Source organism: Salaquimonas pukyongi (assembly GCF_001953055.1).
Classification (GTDB): domain Bacteria; phylum Pseudomonadota; class Alphaproteobacteria; order Rhizobiales; family Rhizobiaceae; genus Salaquimonas; species Salaquimonas pukyongi.
In genome coordinates, this window is the sequence record NZ_CP019044.1 from 1,366,642 (window position 1) to 1,390,683 (window position 24,042).

Here is a 24,042-nt window from a genome sequence, read left to right on the forward strand (position 1 = left end):
CCAATCAATGGGGTATCAGTCCCCCTGCGGCAGAGGCGGAAAGAATCCTTCAAAGGTGATCTGATCAGCATAAAGCGCGCTTTTTGCGGCAGCTTCGGGCGAACGCACGGTCCAGGTGATCACCGGCCTGCCGGTTTGCCGGAATTCGTGCACAAACCGGTTCGGCAAATCGTCGATGCCATAGGACAGGAAATCGGGATCGTAGGCCGCCAGGGCCTGGTGGTGGGTCTCATGGAGCTTGTCGCCGCCCTCTGCCGTCAGACCGACCGGAATTTGCGTGCCGAGCTTGCGTGCGTCCTCAAGAAGCCAGTGGTTGAATGACATGATGGCCACAGGTCCGTCATAGGCTTCAAGCTGCGCCAGTACAGCGGCCACAAAGCCGTCATCCTCACCCGCAATGCCCTTGAGCTCCAGCACCAGTCCGCTTCTGCCGGCGGTCAGATCAAGCAATTGCCGGAGCGTGGGCACGCGGTCCTTCGAGCCGCCAATGGTAATGGCACCCAGTTCATCGGCCGTGCGGTCCAGGAACTTGCCGCTTTCGTCGGTCAGCCGGTCAAGGATGTTGTCGTGAAAGACCATCGGCACACCATCGGCTGACGGATGCAGATCAACTTCGATCCCGTAGCCATGGTCGATTGCCGCCGCAGCAGCTGAAAGGGTGTTCTCGAAAACGCCGTTTGAAACATCATGCAGTCCGCGATGGGCGATCGGACGCTGCCTGATCCAGTCTGTCGGGCAGGGTGCTTTTTGGGTCTTCGCGGTCACGGACGCATTACCAGGTATGGGATCGACTCCTGCAAGTGCAAAATGCAACCGGCTGCAAATTGCTGCGTTTACCAGAATTAGCCTTGTTTCAGGATTGTCGGAGAAAGCCGTTGTATGCAACCCAATTTTGCCACATCCTGCAGGCTCAATAAACGGGGAGCGGGCCATGTGGCCGGAGTTGATGAAGAAAAAACCCATGCAAGGAAGTAATCCAGTTACCTGCATTGCGGCAGCAAGTTTTGCGCTGACCGCAATATTCGCTCCCGCACCGGCTGCTGCCGTGGGATTTGAGATCCTCAAGCCCCATCGTGCCGTCTATGAGATCGAACTTGAGCAGGCGAGCGAACGCTCCGGCATCAATTCGATGAGCGGGCGGATCGTCTACGAGATGAAGGGGGATGAATGCGACGGAATTTCAGTCAGTTACCGCTTTGTTTCCCGCGTCAATGCAAACGGCGATATCTTCACGACCGATCAGCACACCGCTTCCCACGAAACGCCGGATGGAAATGAATACTCCTTTCTGACCAAGTCCTTCGTCAATGACAGGCTTGACCGCACCGTAAAGGGTGTTGCCGTCAACCGCCGCGACACCATGGATGTGAGCCTGTCATCGCCACAGGAGCGCGAATTGGAACTGGAGGCGGCCAACTTCATTTCCAGCCATCTGGTCAAGGTGATCGAGGGCGCCAGGGAAGGGCGCCGGTTCTTCAGTCTTGACGTTTTCGACGGTGGCGACGATGCCGACGAGGTGTTGAAGACAACCAACATCGTCGGTGAGGCGAAAACCTATGACGAACTGCTGCCCGGTGAAAAGGCAGAAGCAGTCGAGGAACTCGCCGAAGACCCCGCCTGGCCGGTTACCATCGGCTATTTCAAGAAGGAAAGAACCGATTCCACCGAGCCGACACCGGTTTATGAGGTTTCCTTCCTGCTTTATGAGGGCGGCATATCGCGCAAGCTCGTCATGCGCTATCCCGACTATTCCCTGCGCGGCTCGCTCGTTTCCCTGGAATTCCTCGACGACAGCGATTGCACCATCCGGAACTGACCTGGAACATCCCAGAGCGTGCCTTGGTTGGATGGAATCGTTTGAGCGCCGGGAGTTTGGTCTTCGGCAAGGCGCAAAAAGCGCAGCAGTGCAGGCACTGTCAGCGTTTTGCAACGCAGCCCGAAGGCCCGGGAACCAGGTTCAGGCGATTGCAGAAAACAAAAGGCATTCAACATGATATTGCATCACCTGTGGTGTCTTTTGCGCTGGCTTCGTCGAAATCCTCGCAGGATGGATAAACATCCTGCAGCGGTCTTCTCCTTGCCAGGCACGAAAAATCCATCCATTCAAACTGCTTCCAGCTAACCAGGACACGCTCTAGCGCCCTGCAGGCGGTTTGCGTCCTTCCTTGAAGGTAAGCCCCAGCTCCACCGCCTTGTCGCCGAACTTGCGGCGGATATGATCCATCGCATGTTCGGCCTTCGCCCGTTGCGCTGCATCCCTGTCCACGAGATCTTCGGGGTCGGCGGTCTCATCGCTCATCAGCGTCGAAACGCCGATCCCCAGCAAGCGGAAACGGGTGCCGTCCGCCTCTTTTTCCAGCAGGCTGGCAGCAATGCGAAAAATCCGGTCGGCAAGCTGTGTCGGGTCGGGCAGCGAGCGGTTGCGGGTTCGGGTTTTAAAGTCGGCTGTCTTCAGTTTCAGCACCACGGTCTGACCGGCCAGATGCTTGTCCTTCAGCCGGGCCGAGACCTTTTCCGAAAGCCGCCTTGCTATCCGCATGAGTTCGCCAGCGTCTGAAATGTCGGTATTGAACGTGGTTTCCGAACTGATGCTCTTTGTGGCCATGCTGGTCGAGACGGTTCGCACATCCCGCCCATGGGCAAGCCGCGCCATGCGCTGGCCGATGGAGCCATAGCGGCGCACCAGTTCGGTTTCTTCCATGTCCTGAACGGCGGCAATGCCGGTAATGCCGTCGGATGCCAGCATTTTCTGTGTTTGCCTGCCCACGCCCCAAAACAGCGAGACCGGCTGTTTGCGCAGAAAGTCATAGGCTTCCGCTTCACCGATGACCGAAAAACCCTTCGGCTTTTCAAGGTCGGAGGCCACTTTCGCCAGAAACTTGCAATAGGAAAGCCCAACACTGACGGTCAGGTTGAGTTCTTCTTCCACGCGCCTTGCAAAGCGTGCCAGCGTCAGGGCAGGGGTCGCCTTGTGCAGCTTTTCGGTGCCTGAAAGGTCCAAAAACGCTTCATCGATGGAAAGCGGTTCGACCATTGGCGTTAGTTCGCGCATCATCTCCCGTATCTGCCGCCCGACGGCCACATATTTGGCCATGTCCGGCTTGATCACCACCGCATCGGGACAGGCCGCCAGCGCCTTGAACATCGGCATCGCCGAATGCACGCCGCGGATGCGCGCCACATAGCAGCAGGTCGAAACAACGCCGCGCGTGCCCCCGCCAACGATGACGGGCAGGGGGGCCAGTTCCGGATTGTCGCGTTTTTCCACCGAGGCGTAGAACGCATCGCAATCGATATGGGCAACATGCAGGCGGGAAAGCTCGGGATGCATGACCAGCCGCGGGCTGCCGCAGCTCTTGCACCGGGACGCCGGCGCGGAAGACGCGGAAGATGCAGCCTGCGCAAGCGGCGCAAGGCAGTCCCGGCAAAATCCGTTGCCGCCCTTTGCCGGCGGCGCGGCGGCGCTTTCTTGAGGAACTGCAGGCTCGCGCGTATTCGATGGCTTTTGCTTTGTCACCGCCAGTGCCTCAGTCGCGATCTGCCGGAATGCGGCATGATGTCATGTGCTCTGCCAAGGTTCGGTCGGCCCTCCCAGGATTTGCCGCGCCTTGGCCACCCGTTCGGGCCTTATTTCGCTGGCTTCCGAGAATTTCAGCAGCGCCGGCTCAAAGCCGAGAAAAAAGTCGAGAACTCCGGCAAGAAAGGCCGGTTCCCTGACGGCCGTGCGAATGCCGCCGGGATCAACCCCGGTCAGCGCCAGAAAACGGCTGAGTTGCTCCGGGTCCTCCGCGATATAGGTCAGGCCGGAAACGGCAATGTCTCGGGCTTCTTCCTCGGTCATTAGCGTGTATTTCCTGATGACAATGACAGAAACCCTGAACAGCCTGCATTGTGGGGCTCAATCCCGTGGCCGCAGGTGACGTTTGTTTCCATTTCGTCAATACTATTGCTTTAGCCTTGCCGGGATCAATGGCACGATGATCAAAGCCGGGCTCACCCGGATTGGCCGGTCTACGGGGACTGAAACACTGCAAGCGGATTTGGCATGACGAAAACCGTGATGATTGTTGAGGACAACGAACTCAACATGAAGCTTTTCAACGATCTGCTGGAGGCCAAGGGGTACAGCACGATCCAGACCAGAAACGGCATGGAAGCGCTGGATCTGGCGCGCAAGCACAAGCCTGACCTGATCTTGATGGACATTCAGCTGCCGGAAGTCTCCGGGCTGGAAGTCACCAAATGGCTGAAAGAGGAAAATGAACTGCATGCCATTCCGGTCATTGCAGTGACGGCCTTTGCCATGAAGGGGGACGAGGAGCGGATACGCCAGGGCGGTTGCGAGGCTTACATCTCCAAGCCGATCTCGGTGAACACCTTCCTTGAAACCATTGAGACATATTTGAACCGGGACTAGTTCCCAACGTTTACACGCATTGCACGATAGAGATCCCATCGCATGTCAGGCAGAATTCTGGTTGTTGACGATATCGAGGCCAATGTAAGGCTCTTGGAAGCCCGCCTCATGGCGGAGTATTTTCAGGTGCTGACCGCCTATAACGGACGCGATGCGCTGGAAATCTGCGCCAACGGCGAATGCGACGTGGTGCTGCTCGACGTCATGATGCCGGAAATGGACGGTTTCGAGGTCTGCCGCCGGCTGAAAGCCGATCCGCGCACCATGCATCTTCCCGTTGTCATGGTGACAGCGCTCGACCAGGTCGAGGACCGGGTTCAGGGGCTCAACGCGGGCGCCGACGATTTTCTTACAAAACCGGTCAACGACCTTGCCCTGGTAACGCGGGTAAAGAGCCTGGTGCGGCTCAAGATGCTGACCGACGAACTTCGCCTGAGAGCAACCACCGGGCAGGAAATCAGTGTTCAGGAACTGATGGCGCAATCCCTGCGCAACGCAGAATCGGAGAAGGCGAAAATCCTCGTCGTCGACGACAAGCCTTCATCGTATGAGCGCATCGTCAAATACCTGTCGGCCGAAAACCGCATCACCCTGGTGTCCGATCCCCGGGAGGCGCTGCTGAAGGCTGCCGACAATGATTTTGATGCCGCCATCATCTCCCTTTCCCTGGCAGACATGGACGCATTGCGTCTTTGCGCCCAGCTCAAGTCGCTGGAGAAAACGCGCATGCTGCCGCTGCTGATTGTCAGCGAGATCGATCAGGAACAGAAGGTCATCCAGGCCCTCGACATGGGCATCAACGATTATGTCCGCCGGCCGGTCGACCGCAATGAAATCCTTGCCCGCGTCCGCACCCAGGTGCGCCGCAAGCGCTTCAACCTGCTTTTGCGCGATTCGGTGCAGCAGACCATCGAAATGGCGGTGACCGATTCCCTTACCGGCCTCAACAACCGCCGTTATCTCGACAGCCATCTTCCGGGCATGATCGAGAAGGCCCAGGAGCGCAACTCGCCCCTTTCGCTGATCATCTGCGACATCGACCATTTCAAGCAGGTCAACGACAATCACGGCCACGACGTGGGCGACGAGGTCATTGCCGAGTTTGCCCGCCGCATCAAGAAGAACGTGCGCAACATCGATCTTGCCTGCCGCTTCGGCGGCGAGGAGTTTGTCGTTGCGATGCCGGAAACCGACATCAAGACGGCCCGTATCGTCGCCGAGCGGATCCGCAACGAGATTTCCATGCATCCCTTTGTGGTGGACCAGGGCGGCAAGCAGCTGGCCGTCACCGTCAGCCTGGGCGTTGCATCGCTTGAAGCGCCGGACGACACGCCCGAAAGCCTGCTCAAACGCGCTGACAACGGGCTTTATCAGGCAAAGCGCGGCGGGCGCAACATGGTGGTCTACGAGGCTGCATGAAGCCGCCTTGGCCTGGCTCATGCAACTGGCCGGGGTGATTTCGCCCTTGTCCACAAGCTGAAAAACCCGGCAAATACTTGGGTTTTGACGCCGCAATTACCGGTTTTCAGCGGAAAATCGGCGTGCCGCGTTAAGGTTGATCTCTAACCATCTTGAACGACTGTTTCGAGTATGGTTACGAAATCGTTGATTTTCCTGACAGATTGTTTCTATATTTCCCCATCTACAGGGCATTGGCAGGTTTTGCTGTCCTGGAAATGAAATGCGCCGAAGGGGCGGTTGCACAAAACCGGCTTGAAGAAGAAGCCGCGCAAGCCCCGACATATGAACAGTTTCCCTACGGAGTGCTCAGGTCCGCCGCATCTCCTGGGTCCGTGGGGTTGTCGGTCGGTCACCGGACTATTGGCCTCCTCGTACCATATCCGGCTGACCGGCCGACCCTTTCTTCCCCAAGAATTTCAAGCTTTCCGCACTGCGCCTTTTGCTGAGCCCTTTGCTGTACGCCTTGCCGGGCCCCCCTTGCCGGGCCCCTTTGCCGGGCCCCCTTTGCCGGGCCCCCTTTGCCGGGCCCCCTTTTGCCGGGCCCCCTTTGCCGGGCTCCCTTGCCGGGCATTGTACAGCCGCCTGCATCGCAGCGTGAAAAACAAAAAAGCCCCGGCGAAATGCCAGGGCCTCAAGCAATATGTTCTGGCAGCAGGAAACCTATTTGATCTTGGTTTCCTTGAAATCCACGTGCTTCTTGGCGACGGGATCATATTTCCGCTTGACCATTTTTTCGGTCATGGTGCGGCTGTTCTTCTTGGTCACGTAGTAAAAGCCGGTATCGGCCGTGCTCTCAAGCTTGATCTTGATGGTGGTTGCTTTTGCCATGGTGCTGTTCCAGCCCGGTTAACGTGTCGAAATCGGGGAGTTTGGCGAAACGCGCTTTTGCCGTGGAACCGGTGTTCCGGGCGCCTGTATCAGCACCATAAGAAAGCGCGGCTAGCCGCAATCCAATAAATCGAGGGGCGCAATCGCTGTTGTGCCCCTCTGGTCGGCGCGCAACCTACTCATTGGCCGTTGAAAGTCAAGTGAAAGTCATGCCTGTGGCGGCACTGTTACGCTATTTTCCATCGGACAGGCTGCGCCGCCGTATTGCCCGCTGCACACACAGGGCCAGATAGAGGCCGAAGAAGGCAGCCATGGCCCAGGCAAAGCCGTGCGGCGGGGCTGCTTCCATGGCGATGCCCGAAAGCTGCGGGCCGGCGATCATGCCGAGCGTATAGCAGAAAACGAAGGCGGCATTGGCCTGCGCCAGGTCGCCGCCCTTGAGTCTTGATCCCAGATGGGCAAGCCCCACCGTATACATGCCGGATATCACTCCGCCCCACACAAACAGGACAAGCGGCGGCAGAAATGCCGGTGCGCCGCTGCTGAGCGCCACGGGAAGCATGAGCGCGCCAACAACGCCGATTATCCCGCACAGATACAGGATGATGCGCCGGTCGCGCACCTTGTCGCTGGCGATGCCAAGGGGGATCTGCAAGGCGACATTGCCCGCTGCAATCATCATCAGGAAAAGCGCCGCCCCTGCCTCGCTGTAACCCAGCCGCTGGCCATAGACCGGCACAAGCGAAAGGATGGACTGCTCGACCGCGCCGAAGATTGCAACTGCACCCGTTGCAAGCGGCACAATCAGAACGAATTTCAGGAAGCCGCCGGACGAGCCCAGCGAGCCGTCGAGAACCGGTTCCTTTTTGCGGGCATACAGGATCGGCAGGCAGGAAAGAAGAATGATCACCGTGCCGATGGCAAACGGCCAGGGGCCCGCCGAGCCGACCAGGGCCAGTATCCCCGGTCCAATGCCGAAACCCAGGCTCAGAACGGTGGCATAGAGCCCGAGCATCATGCCCCGCTGGCGCTCGGAAGCTGCCGAATTGATCCAGAACTCCGACAGTACGAAGGAAAGCGTCAGCGCGCCGTTGAAGGTGATCCTGAGGACAAACCACGCCGCCAGCGAATCGAACAGATAAAACAGGATGAGGCTGACAGCGGCCACCAGCGCGCTGGCAATCAGGGTTCTGACTACACCGAGCCGGTCGACCAGCGGGTTGACCAGCCAGACCGCCGCCATGGAGGCAACTCCGGCCGTTGCCGCATTGGCACCAATGACGGAGGCCGAATAGCCCCGCTGTTCCAGGATGAGGCTGAGCAGGGGGAAGGACAGCCCGATGGCGCTGCCGATCGCCGATATGGCGGCGATGGAGGCAAAGGCGCCGGCAAAATCGGTTCTGCTGTCGGTTACCGCACCGGAGCTGTGGATATGACTATCGGACATCGATAATCCGTAGCCCGGAAGATTCTGCGGAGCAATCCGGATTCTTGAACAGGTTACAGCGATCTGGATCGATGTTTGCTTCTGGCGGGCGGGGGAAGAACGCCGGCCTTACATCATTTTCCGCTTGAAGCGGTCGTGCTGCGTTGTGTAGCACGGCGCCGGCCAGGCCGGATCAAGCCGCGGGTCTTCCTTCAACCGGTTGATCAGTTCAACCAGGATTACCCGTGTGATTTCCCGCGTATCCTCGGCCATGGCCGCTTCCGGCGTCAGCCATTTGAGTTCCTCAAGTTCGCCGGAGGGGGCAAAGCCGCCATCAGGCTGTACATGGCGCTCGTCCAGCCGCGTCACGAAGAACCATGTGTCGAAGCGACGGTGCATGCCCGGCGGGGTAATGGCACGCGCCAGCAGCCGCAGCCTGTCCAGGCTGGGGGCAAGGCCTTTTTGCCGGTAGGCCTGCCAGTCGGGATGGCGGGGCAGGGTGGCGGCCTTGCGGCCGATCAGATGGCCGGTCTCTTCAAGGAGCTCCCGCAAGGCGGCAATCCCCAGCGCATGGGCACTGGCATCCCCGGTCTGCCGCGCAGGTTTTCAAGCAGTTTTGCCCGCACGTGCGGCTGCAAGGGATCGGCGGCGGGAACGCGCCAGTCGCCGCGGTCGACCCTGCCGCCGGGGAACACCATGGCGCCGGGCATGAATTTCAGATTGCGGTTGCGCCGGCCCATCACCAGTTCTTCGCGGCCCGGTTCCCCGCGCAGCAGGATGATGGTCGCCGCATTTTTCGGTATGACACGCGGCCCGCCCGCCCGCACCTTGCGGCGCATGCGCTGCATCGGTTCGGAATTGATCATCGTTTCGATGCGGGCGATTTCCTCAAAAACCTTGTTGTCGGCCTCAGTCGTCATGCCCGCCGAAACCGTGCATTCTGAGCGCCCACTGGGTGCCGACCACCATGCCCTTAAGCGGCTGCATCAATACCCCGGCGGCGATGACCGAAACGGCCATGGTGATGAACATGGTCGTCCACATGCCGAAAAACTCCCACGTCATCAGCACCATCATGGCGCCGAGCACCACATGGCCGACAACCAAGATGTTGAGATAGGCCGGCAGATCGTCGGCGCGGTGGTGGTGGAGTTCCTCGCCGCAGCGCTCACAGTTGGGCCGCACCTTCAAAAAGCCGTTGAAGAGCGCTCCCTTGCCGCAAGCCGGGCAGGTCTTTGCAAAGCCGCGGCGGGCTGCCTGCAGGAGTGAGCGCTCAGGATCATCTCCCTCAGTGCCATAGACGGCGGTTTCGCTGAACGATTGCATGTCTTCTTCCCTTATTTGCGGCCTTTTCTGCCGCGATGCTTCCTCGATTTGGACTGGCCCGTCCCCGGACGGAACCCCCGGCCGCGCCGGTTCTGGCCCGTGCGGCGCGAGCGCGGCAGCCCGTCAACCGGTTTTCCCTCGCTCAGCATGTCAAAGCGCAACGAGCCGGCCGCAGGGACAGCTTCCGCAAGGCGGACTTCCACATCCATTCCGATCTGATAGGACAGCGCGCTGTGTTCGCCAATGAGCGATTGGGTCGCAGCATCGTAAACATAATATTCGTCCGAAATTTTCGAAATCGGAATAAACCCGTCTGCCCCGGTATCGTTGAGGGTCACGAACAATCCGGCCTTGGTGACCCCGTTGATGCGGCCGTTGAAGCGCTCGCCTACGCGTTCGGACAAAAAGCCGGCAATCAGCCGGTCCTTCGTCTCGCGTTCGGCCACCATGGCGCGCCGCTCCGTCATCGAGATATCGGCGGCAACCGCATCGAGGTTCTTTTCCTCTTCCGGCGTAATGCCGCCGGGTCCAAGGCCAAGGGCCTTGACCAGCGCCCGATGAACGATCAGGTCGGCATAGCGGCGGATCGGCGAGGTAAAGTGGGCATATTTGCGCAGGTTCAGGCCGAAATGGCCGATATTGTCCGGGCTGTATTCGGCCTGCGACTGGGAGCGCAGCACCACCTGATTGACCAGTTCCTCGTTTTCACTGCCTTCAACGGCAGCCAGAATGCCGTTGAAGTGCTCGGCCCTCAGATTGCCGGAGCGTGACAGGCTCAGATTAAGGCCCTTCAGGAATTCCCGCAGGGTTTCCAGCTTGTCGAGGGAGGGGCTGTCGTGAATGCGGTAGATGAGCGCCTGGCGCTTGGCCTCCAGCGTTTCGGCGGCGGCCACATTGGCCTGGATCATGAATTCCTCGACCAGCTTGTGCGCATCCAGACGGTCGGGAACGATCACCCGGTCGACCGTTCCATCCTCCTTGAGCAGGATTTTGCGCTCCGGCAGGTCAAGTTCCAGCGGGCTGCGCGCGTTGCGGCCGCGCTTGAGGCACTCATAGCCTTCCCACAACGGTTTCAGAACCGGTTCAAGCAAGGCACGGCATGTGTCGTTCGGGGCACCGTCGATCGCTGCCTGGGCTTCCACATAGGCCAGTTTGGCATGGCTTCGCATCACGATGCGATGAAAGCTGTGGCGCACCTTGCGGCCCTCGCTGTCGAACCACATGCGCACGGCAAGGGAAGGGCGGTCCTCCTTTTCGCGCAGCGAGCACAGATCGTTGGAAATGCGCTCGGGCAGCATCGGCACCACGCGGTCGGGAAAATACACCGAGTTGCCGCGCTTTTCCGCTTCCCGGTCCATGGCGCTGCCCGGCCGCACATAATAGCTCACATCGGCAATGGCGACGGTGATGATGTGCCCGCCTTCGTTCTCCGGGTCGGCCATGGCATGAATGGCATCGTCATGATCCTTGGCATCGGCCGGATCGATGGTGATCAGCGCCACATCGCGCCAGTCTTCATGAGTTTCAGCGGCACTGTTTTTGCCTTTCAGCGTCAAGGGTTTGGCGGCGTTCGCCTCGGCCATGACGGCATCGGGAAAAATGTGCGGTATTTCGTTGGCATGAATGGCGATCATCGAGGCAGCCTGCTCGGTGATGGCCGAACCCACCACCTGGCGCACCTTGCCGCGCTTGAGCCCGTACCGGCTGGTTGAGCGCAGCGGCTCCACTTCCACCAGATCGCCGTCCTTTGCTTCCCCCAGCGCGTCGGCGGGAATGATCATTTCATCCTGCTTGCGGGAAATCGGCTCGATACGCGCCTCGTTTTCGCCAATGCGCAAAATGCCGAGCGCAGCCCGGCGCTGCTTTTCCAGCACCTTGATGATACGGCCATGATAGCTGCCATCGCCGCGCTCGATGCGGGCAAGAACCCGCGAGCCGATGCCTGCCGCCGTCTCGCCGGATTTCTGCCGGCGCATGTGTACGACCGGGGCCTTGCCGCTTTCGCCATCAAAACTGGCGGGCGTTGCCAGCAAACCGCCTTCGCGGTCGCGGGCGGTAATATCCAGCACGGTTACCCGCGGAAGGTCGCCAGGGCGCGAAAGCCGTTTGCCGCGCCGCTCCAGCAGGCCTTCCTCGGTCATTTCCTTGAGCAAAGCCTTGAGGTCGATTTTTGCCGAGCCCTTGATTCCGAAGGCGCGGGCGATCTCGCGCTTGCCCGCCATGTCGGGATTTTCCGCAACATAATCGAGGATCGCCTCGCGGCTCGGAATGCCGCGCTCCTTGCGCTTTCGCTCTTTTGCCGGGCGTGGGGTTCGGCGTGTCACGCTCAGCCCTTGCCGGCCCTGGCGGTGGCCTTCTTCCTGGTCTTGGCCTTGCCTTTTGCGCCGGCCTTGGCGGCAATCAGCGCCACCGCTTCTTCCAGCGTCACCGATTGGGGGTCCTTGTCTTTCGGCAGGGTGGCATTGACCTTGCCATGATTGACATAAGGGCCATAGCGCCCGTCCTTGACGGCGATCATGCCGCCAAGCTCGGGATGTTCTCCCAGGTCCTTGAGCGACTTTGCCGCCCCGCGGCGCCCGCCCTTGGCTGCCTTTTCGGCAATCAGGTCCACCGCCCGGTTAAGCCCGACGGTAAAGACTTCTTCGGGACTGTCGAGATTGGCGTAAACGCCCTCATGCAGCACGAACGGGCCGTAGCGGCCAATGCCGGCGCTGATCATCTTGCCGGTCTCGGGATGTTTTCCCACTTCCTGCGGCAGGGACAGCAACTGCATGGCGCGTTCATAGTCGATTTCAGCCGGGTTCCAGCCCTTCGGGATGGAGCCGCGAACGGCTTCCTTGCCTTCACCGCGCTGTACATAAGGTCCAAAACGGCCCGTACGCACGGTGATTTCCTCGTCGGTTTGCGGATCGCGGCCCAGAACTTTCGGGCCGCTGTCTTCTGCATCGGCGTCTTCTCCCGCGCCCAGCTGGCGGGTGAAATTGCACTCAGGATAGTTCGAGCAGCCGATAAAGGCGCCGAACCGGCCGACCTTCAAGGACAACTGGCCTTCGCCGCATTTGGGACAGGCGCGCGGATTGGAGCCGTCTTCTTTCGGCGGGAAGGCAAGATAGGCCAGTTCCTCGTTGAGCATGTCGAGAACCTGCGAAACGCGCAGATCCTTGATGTCCTCGATGCTGGCGGAAAACTGTTTCCAGAAATCGTGCAGCAGATCCTTCCAGGCAAGTTCTCCGGCAGAGATCTTGTCGAGTTTTTCCTCCAGATCGGCGGTGAAATCATACTCCACATAGCGCTTGAAGAAGCTCTCAAGGAAGCTGGTGACCACGCGCCCCTTGGACGCAGGCGTGAAACGGCGCTTCTCCAACGTCACGTAATCGCGGTTTTGAAGGGTTGAAAGCACGGAGGTATAGGTCGACGGGCGCCCGATCCCCAATTCCTCCATCTTGCGGATGAGCGAGGCTTCCGAATAGCGCGGCGGCGGTTCGGTGAAATGCTGCTTTGCCTCGATTGCCTCGCGCAACACTGCTTCGCCCTCGGCGAGCGCCGGCAGGCGCTTTGCGTCTTCCTCATCCTCACCGGAGGGTTGCGTTTCATAGGCTGCGAGGAAACCGTCGAAGCGCACAACCGAGCCGGTTGCCCGCAGGACGGCCTTCTTGCCGCCGCTTGCCGCGGTGATGTCGACGCTGGTTCGCTCGATCTCGGCGGAGGCCATTTGCGAAGCCACGGTGCGCCGCCAGACAAGCTCATAGAGCTTCATCTGTTCTTCGCTCAGATAGCTCTTCATGTCCTTTGGCGTGCGGCTCACATCGGTGGGCCGGATCGCCTCGTGCGCTTCCTGGGCGTTCTTGGCCTTGGTCGAATAATGCCGCGGCTTTTCCGGCACGTAGCGGGCGCCAAACTGTGCCTCGATCTGCGAGCGCACCTGGGGGACGGCTTCCGGTGCAATCTGCACGCCGTCGGTACGCATATAGGTGATCAGCCCCACCGTTTCGCCGCCAATGTCGATGCCCTCATAGAGTTTCTGGGCGACCTGCATGGTTCGGCTTGCCGAAAAGCCGAGGCGGCGGCTGGCATCCTGCTGCAGGGTAGAGGTGGTAAACGGTGCATAGGGATTGCGTTTGGTGGGTTTTGATTCGACCCTTGAAACCGAAAGATCGGCAGCTTCAAGCAGGGCCTTGATCGTTTCGGCCTGCTCCTGCGTGGTGATGTCGAGGCGCTGGAGCTTCTGGCCGTCGAACTCGGCAATGCGCGCTTCGAAGGCAGCTCCGGCACCGTTCTTCAGCATGGCCGTGATCGACCAGTATTCCTGCGGCTTGAAGGCCTCGATCTCTGCCTCCCGGTCGCAAATGAGCCGCAGCGCGACCGATTGCACCCGGCCGGCCGAGCGTGCGCCCGGCAGCTTGCGCCACAAAACGGGTGAAAGCGAAAAGCCCACCAGGTAATCCAGTGCCCGGCGCGCCAGATAGGCATCCACAAGGTCGCCGTCGATTTCGCGCGGATGGGCCATCGCGTCGAGAACCGACTGCTTGGTAATAGCGTTGAACACGACCCGCTGGACGTCCTTGTCCTTGAGCAGGTTTTTCTCGCTGAGCACCTGAAGCACATGCCATGAAATCGCTTCGCCTTCCCGGTCGGGGTCGGTGGCGAGGATCAGACGGTCGGCGGTTTTCACCGCCTTGGCAATATCGTTGAGCCGGCTCTTCGATTTCGAATCGACCGCCCAAGACATGGAAAAGTCCTCGTCCGGCAGGACCGAACCTTCCTTGGGCGGCAGGTCGCGCACATGACCATAGGAGGCCAGGACGGTGTAGTCCTTGCCCAGATACTTGTTGATGGTTTTCGCCTTGGCGGGCGATTCGACGATTACGACACTCTGGCCCATAGGACACTTCAGCTTGTTGACGGTGGTGGATATGCGGTTGGCCGCATTTTTTTTTGGCCGCAGCACTGCCCCGACCGGGCCGTTGACTTGGCGGCACAAAGGCGATCCGTCAAGGGCGGCAGGTATATTTCCTGTCTGCTGACCGGCAAATCGCACCAAAAAACAATTAGTGATTGCAACATGAAAATATACACGTTAAAATTTTACCTACCTGCCAACCACACCGAAAAGACGAGTGGGAAGGCCGGGGGCAGCAGGGTATCGGCATGATGGCAACAGGAAAGCGGGCGGCAATCAGGAATTGGGGAGCAACCCATGGCTGCTGGCAAACCGCTACCGGATTTGCATTCAAAACCGCAGGATCCCGCACAGGCAGAGGAAACAGAAGAAAAACAGGATGTCTTTCATCCCGACGATCCGGCGGTCACTGAAAGCCGCCTGTCCGCTCTGGTGGAAAACACCCATGTCAGCGGGGACTTGAAGGTTGAAAAACTGACCTATATCCACGAAATGCTGGTCGAATTAAGGAAACTGGCCGCTTCGGTTGGAGAGCCAATGGTTTCCTACCTGATCGACATGGCACTGGTGGAAACGGCCAGCGCCCTGCAGACCGGCCGCTTCAATGAGGAATTCAAGGCGCCTGAATCAGACTGACACGGTTGCCGCCATGGCGTTCGAGGCGCCCGGCAAGGTCAAGTTCGATGAGAACCAGTTGAACCTCGCCGCTGGTGGCACCGGTAAAGCGGATAATATCGTCAACCTCCACCGGCTCCGGCCCAAGGGCGCCAAGCACCGCCTGGCGCGCATGATCAGCGCTGGCAACCGGCAGGTCGCCGGCTTCGTCTTCCGCTTCCCCGCTCCAGAAGGCGTTGCCGGCAGGGGGAACAGAATCGGCCAGATCGCGCACCACGTCGTCTGCCTCCGTAACCAGAGTAGCGCCCTGTTTGATCAGCCAGTTGGTTCCCTCATGGCGCGGGTCGAGCGGCGAACCGGGAACCGCATAGACGGGCCTGCCTGCTTCATTGGCAAGACGTGCGGAGATCAGGGAGCCGGACCGGCGCGCCGCTTCCACCACAACAAGCCCGTGGGCAATGCCAGAGACCAGGCGGTTGCGGCGCGGAAAATCCTTCGAACGCGGTTTCCAGCCCATCGGCATTTCGGAAACGATGGCTCCGCCATTGCCGGTGATGTCTGCCGCCAGCGCCTCGTTCTCTTCGGGAAAGACGACATCCACTCCGCCGGCAAAGACGGCGATCGTTCCGGTGTTCAGACTGCCCTTGTGGGCGCCGGTGTCGATGCCGCGCGCAAGCCCTGATACAATGGCATAGCCCGCAGCCCCAAGGCCGGAGGCAAACCGTCCTGCCAGCCGCATGCCGTTGATCGATGCATTGCGCGAGCCGACAATCGCCACGGCATTCTGGGTCAGGATGCCCGGATTTCCGGTAACGCAGACAAGCGGCGGTGGGTAATCGATGCTGCGAAGGGCAGGGGGATAATCAGGTTCCCCCATGCCGATGAAACAGGCATTCGCCTTTTCGGCAAGCGCCATTTCGCGCTCGGCCATTTCACGGCTGGCAATACGGATATTCCCTGCCGCCCCGCCGCGGGCGATCAGGTCGGGAAGCGCTTCCAGCGCGGCAGCCGCCGAGCGGAAGTGGTTGATCAGGTCGCGAAAGGTGGCCGGCCCCACATTCTCGCTGCGCAGCAATTGCAGCCAGGTAAGCCGCTGTTCGTCGCTTAAGGGAATGGCCCCGGATGCGGCTGAACCGCCAGGCGAGAGCGATCGCGGTGTACCGGATTTGCCGTCTTCCTCCCCGCCCACAGCCTACCCCTTGCCGCCGATCCTGCTTTCAGAGCCCGAAAGCAGCCGTGCGATGTTCTGGCGGTGAAACAGCCAGACCAGGGCGGACATCAACATGAAGAGTTCGGCCACCTGGATATCGCCCATCCAGTACAGCACGGCGGGTACGGCGAGGGTGGCGGCAAGCGCGGAAAGCGACGAATAGCGGGTAACCGCTGCAACCGCCAGCCACACGCCCGCAAAAACCAGCGCGCCCTGCCAGGCAAGCGCCAGCAGAACCCCCACATAGGTGGCAACGCCCTTGCCGCCCTTGAACTTGAGCCAGACCGGAAAGCAATGGCCCAAAAAGGCGCCCAGGCCCGCAATCACCGCCGGATCGGGGCCAAAACGGCCCGCCAGCCAGGCAGCGAGTGCCCCCTTCGCCATGTCGGCCAGCAGGGTCAGCGCGGCAATGCCCTTGCGGCCCGAGCGCAGCACATTGGTTGCGCCGATATTGCCCGAGCCGATCTTGCGGATGTCGCCGAGCCCGGCAAGCCTTGCAAAAATCAGCCCGAAGGGTATGGCGCCCAGCAGATAGCCGAACACAAGGGCAGCCAGATAATAGGGCAGGGAATGGGACCAACTGATCGGATCGGGCATGACTTCCTCCCGCGCAGACCAGTGCTGCCGGTGCTACGCGTTATGCGTGAATATTGTGCGCCCGCCCACCAGCGTTTGCAATACCCGTCCGGAAAACCGTGCTCCCTCGAACGGCGTATTCTTCGACAGCGAGCGAATCTGGTCTTCTCCGTAAATCCACGGGGCGTCGCAATCAACCAGCGCAAGGTCGGCCGGCATGCCCGCTTTCAGCGATCCTGCTTCAAGGCCGAGCAATTGTGCCGGTCTCGTTGACATTGCATCGATCAGTCTGAGCAGCGGCACATCGCCATTGTGATGCAGCCTCAAGGCGGCAGCCAGCAGGGTTTCTAGCCCGATGGCGCCATCGGCGGCCTCGGCAAAGGGGTGGCGCTTGGTATCGACGTCCTGCGGGTCGTGCGAGGAGACGATCACATCGATCAGGCCATCGCGCAGCGCAGCAACCATCGCCTGGCGGTCTTCCTCGGCCCGGAGCGGCGGCGACAGGCGAAAGAACGTGCGGTAGCGTCCGATATCGTTTTCATTCAGTGAAAGGTGATTGATCGATACCCCGGCCGAAACATCCGCGCCTGCCTGCTTGCAGCGGGCAATGGCCCCGGCAGCATCGCTGGTGGAAATCTTGGCGGCGTGATAGCGCCCGCCGGAAAGCTGCGCGATCCTCAGATCGCGTTCCAGCGCGATGATCTCCGCTTCCCGCGGAATGCCGGCAAGACCCAGATGGGTCGCCGTCAGGCCCTCGTTCATCACGCCGTTGGAGGCGAGGTCGCGGTCCTGGGTTTCCTTTGCGATCAGCAGGCCGAAATCGCGCGCATAGGTGAGCGCCCGCCGCAGGGTCAGCGCCGAGCGGATCGAATGCTTGCCCTCGCTGAGCATGACCGCACCCGCTTCCCTGAGCAGGCCGAATTCGGTCAGTTCCCTGCCTTCGAACCCGCGGGTGATGGCAGCGCTGGGATAGACATGCACCTGGGCATTGTCGCGCGCGGCGCGGCGCACATAATCGACCAGGGAGACCTCGTCGATCACCGGGCTGGTATCGGGCATCATCACAAAGCCCGTCACCCCGCCGCATGCTGCGGCCTGAGAGGCAGAGGCGATGGTTTCGCGATACTCGCTGCCCGGTTCGCCAAGATGAACGCGCATGTCGACCAGGCCGGGAATGACGAGATTTTCCCGTGCATTGAGGATTTCGGCCCCTTCGGGCGCCTCAATCCTGCTGGCAGATTTTTCGACCGCCTCGATCTTTCCGTCCGCAATCAGCAGCGAGGCGGGGCCGTCATAATCCTGCGAGGGATCGGCGAGCCGGGCCTTGGCGATCATCAGGGGTTTCATGAAGCCGCCCCCTTGGAGGAAGGCTTGTTCTTGCGCCGCTGATCGAGCCGGTCGGCGGTTTCGATCAGGGTTTCGATCACCGCCATGCGCAGCGCAACGCCCATTTCCACCTGTTCCTCGATCACGCTTTGCGGCCCGTCGGCGACATCCGAGGCAATCTCCACGCCACGGTTCATGGGGCCTGGATGCATCACCAGCGCGTCCTTCCTGGCAAGTTTCAGCTTTTGCCGGTCGAGGCCGAAATAGCGGAAATATTCCCGCACGGAGGGGATCAGCGCGCCCTCCATGCGCTCGCGCTGCAGGCGCAGCATCATGACCACATCACAGCCGGGAAGCCCGTCTTCCATGCGATTGAAGACTTCGACGCCAAGATCGCCAATGCCGGCAGGCAGCAGGGTGGAGGGCGCGATCACCCGCACCCGTGCGCCCAGCGCGTTGAGCAGAATGATGTTGGAGCGCGCAACCCGCGAATGCAGGACATCGCCGCAGATCGCCACCGTGCGCCGGGCAATGCTGCCCAGATGCCGCCGCATGGTCAGCGCATCGAGCAGGGCTTGTGTTGGATGTTCATGCGCCCCGTCACCGGCATTGATCACCGAACAGCCGACCTTCTGGGCAAGCAGTTCCACCGCGCCCGCCGAATGATGGCGCACCACCAAGAGGTCCGGTTGCATGGCGTTGAGCGTCATCGCCGTGTCGATCAGCGTTTCGCCCTTTTTGACCGAGGAAGCGCCCACCGGCATGTTCATCACATCGGCGCCAAGGCGCTTTCCTGCCAGTTCGAAGGAGGATTGCGTGCGGGTGGAGGCTTCGAAAAAGAGGTTGATCTGGGTGCGCCCGCGCAGGGCGACCTTCTTCTTTTCAACTGCCCTAGAGACCGACACCGCATCGTCGGCGCGCTCCAGCAGAAACTCGATATCGTGGGGGGAAAGATCTGCGATCCCCAGCAGATGGCGGTGGGGAAAGGCGTAGCCGGGAATGCCCGGCATTCGGTCGGATTTTTTCGCGCTCATTAAAACGGCTGCTATAGGGGGGAAACGCTCAGGCCACAAGGGGGAAGCAGAGGGAAAGATGGGGAAGGCAGTAGCAAATTGGTTTGAAACTCACGCCTTACTTGGTTGAACGCGGAGTTCTGCCCCATTCCGGACGTTTATTTCGATTTTCGCGCCTATTTTCCAGCCAACTTTCAGAAGTTTGCATCAATAGAAAATAGTGTGCCATACATGCATTGGACAGCCTTGTTACCGCAACTATTTTAGCGATTGGGTTGATGAATCTGTAGTTGGGGAGATGTTTGTGGCCAAGATTGACCGGGTGCGCATCCAGCGATTCAAAAGTATTGAAAACGTGGATTTTAACTTAGGTGAGCTGACGGTTTTTGTCGGGGGAAACAATTCTGGAAAAACAACGATTATTCAGGCTATTCACTTTGCTTTCACGCTTTTCCAGTCCTTACAGATTTCGAACAAATGGCCTTCTCGAAACCAGCGTTCAACTACTATCAGCCCTGAAGAACTGATTTATGTTCCGTCGTTGGACCCTTATTCTTTGGGGATAGGCGGAAAATTACGCGAGGCGGAAGATCAAGCAATAATATTGGACTTCTATTTCTCAGATGGCGAGCACACGCAATTGAAGGTCCGAAAGGGGCGAATTACTAATGTTTTGGTTGAGCCCACTAATGTTGATTATCTCAGAAACATTGCTGGATTAAACGAGCCCTATTCAATCTTCTCACCTGGACTAGCAGGGGTCTCTAAGTCTGAACAGTATGTTTCGGATGGTGTCTTGCTCCGGGCACTTTCTCGAGGCGACGCCAATGCGTTTCTTAGGAATACGTTATTGCGTCTACACGATGATAGACAAGCGTGGGCAGCATTCACAACCGATTTAGACACTCTTTTTCAACACCTGGAATTCGAAGTCAATTTCGACCAAGAGGTTGATGAGTCAATAAACATTTCAACCAAGAGGGGAGATGTTGTTGTTCCTCTCGACCTATCGGGCACTGGCTTGCTTCAGGCAATTCAGATATTTGCTTATCTGCATTTGTTCAAACCAAAACTCATGGTGTTTGACGAACCAGATTCGCACTTGCACCCAAACAATCAACGCAATCTTTGTGCGGTATTCAAGACAATTGCGAGTGAACGGAATACACAAGTTGTTCTCACCACGCATTCGCGCCACATGATTGACTCTCTTTCGGATAGTTGCGTGATCGTCTGGATGCAAAACGGCAGCGCTAATCCTGCTTCACGTGATGATCAAGTGGACTTGTTGATCGACTTGGGCGCACTGGACGTTCGCGAAAGGCTTGCAGCCGAGAACCCCGCCTTTGTTATACTCTCAGAGGATTCAGATTACAGCACCCTGCGAAAAGTGTTGGAAGCAAGCGGTTACGCTGAGAATGAATTTCTAATTTTGCCCTACAAGGGGATTACGGGAGTGCACCTACTAGAGCCTTTGCTCAGGCAGATCCGAGATGTGAGTCCGAGTCAAATCATCGTGCACAGGGACAAAGACTTTTTGCAGCCTGATGAAATTGCTACTTGGGAGGTTAGCATCCGCGCGTTGGGCGCCGAACCATTTGTCACCGCTGACCGTGACATCGAAGGCTACCTCATCTCTGATGAATATCTTGAGAATTTCTTGCGTGATAATGTTGCCTGTCAACTTGAAGAACTAAAAGAATTCGTATGTGAAAACCAACTAGATAGAACTGTCGAAAACTACGTAAATGGCCGTGTTGATATTGAGAGGAAAGCTGGCCGTGGTGCCCAAATCAACCATGGAAACCTTGCCGCCGCTGCCTCCCGGGAATGTCGGCAGGATCCATGGGGCATGATGCACCCGAAACAAAGGAGGCGCCGGATACGCCGCGTGTTGCAGGAGCGATTCAATGTTCGCTTCCTAGACCCCAATGTTGGGGAAGTTCAAGCGGATGTAACCCTAGAGGCGATCAGAGGTCGTGCGGGGCAACCCCGACACATGAATGAACGATAGTGTGTTTCGGTCCCTGCAGTGGTTGGGCTGTCGGTTGTCTATGCAAGTCACCCAATGTTCACTTCTCACCTAGTTTTCCAATTGGGTTCCCAAAGTGGTCTTGAATATCCCGCACAACAGCTATTTATGGCGCGTCTACCGCCTTCGCAAACCAACCGCATGCACCTCCACCTCATAGGAATACGTTTCAGAGATGTTGGTGACCCGAATGTTCATCCGGGCTTTTTCCCGCTAAACTCGCCCCATGGCAGATTCCCACAATACCCCCTTCGACACCCATGAGGTCTTCAACCAGTCGCCGGTCTTTGGCGCCATCAACACCTGGGAGGGCGATCCGCTGCTGCAGCGCATCGCCTCGGCGCTTCCGGCCGGGACGAAGGCCGGCTTTTCCCAATATGGCGCCTGGCTGGGCGCTGCCGACACGCTGGAACTGGCCCGGCTGGCCAACCGCCATCTGCCGCAACTAAAAACCCATGACGGCAAGGGCAACCGGATCGATCTCGTCGAGTTCCATCCGGCCTATCACGCCTTCATGCGAAAATCGGTGGGCCTGGGCCTGCATTGTTCGATCTGGGAAGAGGGGGCGGAGACCGGCCACAAGCACGTGGCGCGCGGCGTGCGTTTTTACATGACCGGCGGGGTGGAGCAGGGGCATTTGTGCCCCATCACCATGACCAGCGCCTGTGTGGCGGCGATGGGCAATTCGCCGGAAATCGCCGCAGAATGGCTGCCGCTGATCACCTCGCGCAAATACGATCCCTCCAACCGCCCGCCGGTGCAGAAATCGGGCGTTACCGTCGGCATGGGCATGACGGAAAAGCAGGGCGGCACCGATGTACGCACCAACACGACCACGGCCCGCCCGGCAGGCGACGGGCTGTGGCAACTGACCGGCCACAAGTGGTTTTTTTCCGCCCCCATGTGCGATGCGTTTTTGATCCTTGCCCAGATGGAAGACGGCAGCGACAAACAGGGCAGTGCCAAAGGGTTGGGCTGTTTTCTGGTGCCGCGCCGGCTCTCTGACGGGCGCCAGAACGGGCTTCGCATCCAGCGCCTGAAGGACAAGCTCGGCAACCGCTCCAACGCTTCCACCGAAATCGAGATCTGTGGTGCCTATGGCCAGTTGATCGGTGAGCCGGGGAAGGGGGTGCAGACCATCATCCAGATGGTGACGCTGACAAGGCTCGACTGTTCGCTGGGTTCGGCCGGCCTGATGCGCATGGCCCTGTGGGAGGCGGTCGAACATGCCCGACACCGCTCCGTCATGGGAGCAAGGCTGATCGACCAGCCGCTGATGCAGCGCGTGCTGGCGGACATGGCGCTGGATGTTGCCGCCGCAACGGCCCTTGCGTTCCGGCTGGCACAGAGCTTTGACCGGGCATCCGCCAATCCGGCCGAAGCTGCCTATGCAAGGCTGATGACGCCGGTCATCAAGTACTGGAACTGCAAGATCGCTTCCCCGCTCATTTATGAGGCCATGGAGTGCCTTGGCGGCAATGGCTATGTGGAGGACGGCAATCTTGCCCGCCACTATCGTGAGGCGCCTTTGAACGGCATCTGGGAAGGTTCCGGCAATGTCATGTGCCTTGATGTGCTGCGGGTGCTTTCCAGGGAGCCGGAAAGCCTGGAAACGGTGCTTGCCTCGCTCGAGCGCGATCTGGGCGGCGACAAGGCGGCAAAGACCGTCGATGTGATCCGCACCGCCGCCCGCATGGCACTGGGCGATCCGGGATCGGCCCGTATTCTCACCGAGCAATTGGCGCTGACGGCCGCTGCCGCCGAACTGCGCCGCATCGGCCTTGCCGATCTTGCCGATGCCTTTGTGGAAACCCGCCTCGGCGGGTTGTGGCGCAACACTTACGGCATGCTGGACAGCCGCCAGAATGCAGCTGCCATCATCGAGCAGCTTTATCCGGCAAGATAGCTTGCCGTCAGCACGACCAGCGGAATGGTGAAAAAGGCGGCAATGGTCTGCATTGTCACAATGGCGGCATAAAGCGGCGCATCGCCGCCCAGATCGCGCGCCACCAGATAGCCGTTCATGGCGGTGGGAACCGAACCGGAAACGGCAATCGCGATGAGTTCCTCCCCGCGCAGTCCAAGCCCGTAGGCAACCCCTGCATAGATCAGCGGCACCAGGGCAAGCTTCAGCGCCCCGGTCGCTGCAGCGGCGGCAACCGCCTGGCGCGGCAGGACAAAACGCAGTCCGGCGCCCACCAAAATCAGCCCCATGGGCAGGGAAACCCGCGAGCAAAGCTCGATCGCATCGGCAAAGGGCGCATACAGGCTGATGCCGGAAAAATTGAGAACAAGGCCAATCGCCGTGCCGATGACCAGCGGATTGCGCGCCACGAGTCTTACCGTGCCGCCCGCTTCTGCCGACTTGCTGCCCAGGCGGGCAACAACCGAAACCGCGGCGATGTTGATCGGAATGGCCAGCACTGCAATGCCGAGCGCCACCACGGTGAACATTGCCGGTCCGCCGATTTTTTCGGCGATGGCAAGGCCGACAAAGGCATTCCAGCGGATAAATCCCTGGACCACGCTGGAATAGGAAGGATCGTCAAGACCGAACAGCCTGCGAAAGGGCACGCGCAGGATCAGCGCCACCGCCAGAATGGCCGCAAGCCCGATGCAATAGGCGGCAACCGAGCGGCTGGCCGGAATGGCGGCAAAATCGGTATTGTAAAGCGTGTGGACCAGCAGGCTGGGAAAGAACACGAAATAGCTGATCCGCTCCATGCCGGTCCAGTGGGCGTCCTCGATCAGGCAGATCGCCTTCAGCCCTGCGCCCAGCGCAATGAGCAGGAATACCGGCAACAGGCTTTCAAAAATGGCGAGCAAGGGCAGGGCGCTCCGAACAGGGCGGGAGATGGCAGCAGCGGGCGGTATGGGCTGCCTTTGGGGCAGGGTACCAGGCCGTTTCCTGT

21 protein-coding genes are annotated in these 24,042 nt (G+C 59.6%); 6 read left to right on the top strand and 15 right to left on the bottom strand.

Features of this window, described 5'->3' with window-relative positions; all coding sequences use genetic code 11:
* Window positions 1–15 precede the first annotated feature (15 nt).
* Entirely contained in the window at window positions 16–765 is a 750-nt protein-coding gene (locus BVL55_RS06620; protein ID WP_075997971.1) for a glycerophosphodiester phosphodiesterase family protein, read from the bottom strand.
* 280 nt (window positions 766–1,045) lie between these two features.
* Between BVL55_RS06620 and BVL55_RS06625 the strand changes: the two genes are divergently transcribed.
* Complete coding sequence (locus BVL55_RS06625; RefSeq protein ID WP_162841463.1) at window positions 1,046–1,816, top strand: EipB family protein; 771 nt, start codon at window positions 1,046–1,048, stop codon at window positions 1,814–1,816.
* Between the two features lie 318 nt (window positions 1,817–2,134).
* Here the strand turns inward: BVL55_RS06625 and BVL55_RS06630 are convergent, their stop codons facing one another.
* Window positions 2,135–3,517, bottom strand: coding sequence for a DNA polymerase IV (locus BVL55_RS06630; RefSeq protein ID WP_075996232.1), 1,383 nt, complete (start codon window positions 3,515–3,517; stop codon window positions 2,135–2,137).
* Between the two features lie 42 nt (window positions 3,518–3,559).
* Window positions 3,560–3,841 carry a DUF3572 domain-containing protein gene (locus BVL55_RS06635; RefSeq protein WP_075996233.1) on the bottom strand — a complete coding sequence of 94 codons (282 nt, stop codon included), beginning with the start codon at window positions 3,839–3,841 and terminating at the stop codon, window positions 3,560–3,562.
* Window positions 3,842–4,045: 204 nt separating this feature from the next.
* Here BVL55_RS06635 and BVL55_RS06640 point away from each other — a divergent pair, with 204 nt between their 5' ends.
* Both BVL55_RS06640 and BVL55_RS06645 read left to right on the top strand, forming a co-directional pair.
* Window positions 4,046–4,417 (top strand): response regulator, encoded by a 372-nt coding sequence (locus BVL55_RS06640; RefSeq protein WP_075996234.1) that lies wholly within the window; start codon window positions 4,046–4,048, stop codon window positions 4,415–4,417.
* A 42-nt stretch (window positions 4,418–4,459) separates the two neighbouring features.
* On the top strand, window positions 4,460–5,836 hold the full coding sequence (locus BVL55_RS06645; protein ID WP_075996235.1) for a PleD family two-component system response regulator: 1,377 nt from the start codon (window positions 4,460–4,462) through the stop codon (window positions 5,834–5,836).
* A 702-nt stretch (window positions 5,837–6,538) separates the two neighbouring features.
* Here the strand turns inward: BVL55_RS06645 and rpmG are convergent.
* The 7 genes from rpmG to topA form a co-directional block, all read right to left on the bottom strand.
* The gene (rpmG, locus tag BVL55_RS06655) at window positions 6,539–6,706 is read right to left on the bottom strand and encodes a 50S ribosomal protein L33 (RefSeq protein ID WP_075996237.1); all 168 of its coding nucleotides are present in this window, start codon (window positions 6,704–6,706) and stop codon (window positions 6,539–6,541) included.
* A gap of 232 nt (window positions 6,707–6,938) precedes the next feature.
* The gene (locus tag BVL55_RS06660) at window positions 6,939–8,153 is read right to left on the bottom strand and encodes an MFS transporter (RefSeq protein ID WP_075996238.1); all 1,215 of its coding nucleotides are present in this window, start codon (window positions 8,151–8,153) and stop codon (window positions 6,939–6,941) included.
* Between the two features lie 108 nt (window positions 8,154–8,261).
* Window positions 8,262–8,684, bottom strand: a complete 423-nt coding sequence (locus tag BVL55_RS16235; protein ID WP_162841464.1) for an NUDIX domain-containing protein — start codon at window positions 8,682–8,684, stop codon at window positions 8,262–8,264.
* Complete coding sequence (locus BVL55_RS16240) at window positions 8,651–9,052, bottom strand: NUDIX hydrolase (RefSeq protein ID WP_083649410.1); 402 nt, start codon at window positions 9,050–9,052, stop codon at window positions 8,651–8,653. Before BVL55_RS16240 ends, BVL55_RS16235 begins: the two co-directional genes overlap by 34 nt.
* A complete protein-coding gene (locus BVL55_RS06670) occupies window positions 9,042–9,458 on the bottom strand; it encodes a DUF983 domain-containing protein (RefSeq protein WP_075996239.1) in 417 nt (138 codons plus the stop codon). Before BVL55_RS06670 ends, BVL55_RS16240 begins: the two co-directional genes overlap by 11 nt.
* Window positions 9,459–9,469: 11 nt before the next feature.
* Window positions 9,470–11,788, bottom strand: coding sequence for a ribonuclease R (gene rnr / locus BVL55_RS06675; protein ID WP_075996240.1), 2,319 nt, complete (start codon window positions 11,786–11,788; stop codon window positions 9,470–9,472).
* A complete protein-coding gene (gene topA / locus BVL55_RS06680) occupies window positions 11,785–14,340 on the bottom strand; it encodes a type I DNA topoisomerase (protein WP_075997972.1) in 2,556 nt (851 codons plus the stop codon). The genes rnr and topA overlap by 4 nt, the downstream gene beginning before the upstream one ends.
* 315 nt (window positions 14,341–14,655) lie before the next feature.
* Here topA and BVL55_RS17025 point away from each other — a divergent pair, with 315 nt between their 5' ends.
* Window positions 14,656–14,994 (top strand): hypothetical protein, encoded by a 339-nt coding sequence (locus BVL55_RS17025; RefSeq protein ID WP_075996241.1) that lies wholly within the window; start codon window positions 14,656–14,658, stop codon window positions 14,992–14,994.
* Here BVL55_RS17025 and dprA read toward each other — a convergent pair.
* From dprA to BVL55_RS06705, 4 genes are all read right to left on the bottom strand, one after another.
* A complete protein-coding gene (gene dprA / locus BVL55_RS06690; protein ID WP_075997973.1) occupies window positions 14,972–16,087 on the bottom strand; it encodes a DNA-processing protein DprA in 1,116 nt (371 codons plus the stop codon). The two genes, BVL55_RS17025 and dprA, sit on opposite strands and share 23 nt — an antisense overlap.
* A gap of 78 nt (window positions 16,088–16,165) precedes the next feature.
* On the bottom strand, window positions 16,166–16,780 hold the full coding sequence (plsY, locus tag BVL55_RS06695) for a glycerol-3-phosphate 1-O-acyltransferase PlsY (protein WP_075996242.1): 615 nt from the start codon (window positions 16,778–16,780) through the stop codon (window positions 16,166–16,168).
* Between the two features lie 33 nt (window positions 16,781–16,813).
* Window positions 16,814–18,106, bottom strand: a complete 1,293-nt coding sequence (locus BVL55_RS06700) for a dihydroorotase (RefSeq protein WP_075996243.1) — start codon at window positions 18,104–18,106, stop codon at window positions 16,814–16,816.
* Complete coding sequence (locus BVL55_RS06705) at window positions 18,103–19,095, bottom strand: aspartate carbamoyltransferase catalytic subunit (protein WP_075997974.1); 993 nt, start codon at window positions 19,093–19,095, stop codon at window positions 18,103–18,105. Before BVL55_RS06705 ends, BVL55_RS06700 begins: the two co-directional genes overlap by 4 nt.
* 307 nt (window positions 19,096–19,402) lie before the next feature.
* Here BVL55_RS06705 and BVL55_RS06710 point away from each other — a divergent pair, with 307 nt between their 5' ends.
* Entirely contained in the window at window positions 19,403–21,112 is a 1,710-nt protein-coding gene (locus tag BVL55_RS06710; protein ID WP_162841465.1) for an ATP-dependent nuclease, read from the top strand.
* Window positions 21,113–21,356: 244 nt separating this feature from the next.
* Complete coding sequence (locus BVL55_RS06715; protein WP_075996245.1) at window positions 21,357–23,036, top strand: acyl-CoA dehydrogenase family protein; 1,680 nt, start codon at window positions 21,357–21,359, stop codon at window positions 23,034–23,036.
* Here the strand turns inward: BVL55_RS06715 and BVL55_RS06720 are convergent.
* Window positions 23,021–23,956 (bottom strand): AEC family transporter, encoded by a 936-nt coding sequence (locus tag BVL55_RS06720; RefSeq protein ID WP_075996246.1) that lies wholly within the window; start codon window positions 23,954–23,956, stop codon window positions 23,021–23,023. The genes BVL55_RS06715 and BVL55_RS06720 overlap by 16 nt on opposite strands.
* Between the last annotated feature and the right edge of the window lie 86 nt (window positions 23,957–24,042).

Bases quoted from the DNA above. Each gene is read 5' to 3' on its own strand.
- BVL55_RS06635 (WP_075996233.1), bottom strand. From the start codon at position 3,841: ATGACCGAGGAAGAAGCCCGAGACATTGCCGTTTCCGGCCTGACCTAT.
- BVL55_RS06640 (WP_075996234.1), top strand. From the start codon at position 4,046: ATGACGAAAACCGTGATGATTGTTGAGGACAACGAACTCAACATGAAG.
- BVL55_RS06645 (WP_075996235.1), top strand. From the start codon at position 4,460: ATGTCAGGCAGAATTCTGGTTGTTGACGATATCGAGGCCAATGTAAGG.
- rpmG (WP_075996237.1), bottom strand. From the start codon at position 6,706: ATGGCAAAAGCAACCACCATCAAGATCAAGCTTGAGAGCACGGCCGAT.
- BVL55_RS06660 (WP_075996238.1), bottom strand. From the start codon at position 8,153: ATGTCCGATAGTCATATCCACAGCTCCGGTGCGGTAACCGACAGCAGA.
- BVL55_RS16240 (WP_083649410.1), bottom strand. From the start codon at position 9,052: ATGACGACTGAGGCCGACAACAAGGTTTTTGAGGAAATCGCCCGCATC.
- BVL55_RS06670 (WP_075996239.1), bottom strand. From the start codon at position 9,458: ATGCAATCGTTCAGCGAAACCGCCGTCTATGGCACTGAGGGAGATGAT.
- topA (WP_075997972.1), bottom strand. From the start codon at position 14,340: ATGGGCCAGAGTGTCGTAATCGTCGAATCGCCCGCCAAGGCGAAAACC.
- BVL55_RS17025 (WP_075996241.1), top strand. From the start codon at position 14,656: ATGGCTGCTGGCAAACCGCTACCGGATTTGCATTCAAAACCGCAGGAT.
- plsY (WP_075996242.1), bottom strand. From the start codon at position 16,780: ATGCCCGATCCGATCAGTTGGTCCCATTCCCTGCCCTATTATCTGGCT.
- BVL55_RS06700 (WP_075996243.1), bottom strand. From the start codon at position 18,106: ATGAAACCCCTGATGATCGCCAAGGCCCGGCTCGCCGATCCCTCGCAG.
- BVL55_RS06705 (WP_075997974.1), bottom strand. From the start codon at position 19,095: ATGCCGGGCATTCCCGGCTACGCCTTTCCCCACCGCCATCTGCTGGGG.
- BVL55_RS06715 (WP_075996245.1), top strand. From the start codon at position 21,357: ATGGCAGATTCCCACAATACCCCCTTCGACACCCATGAGGTCTTCAAC.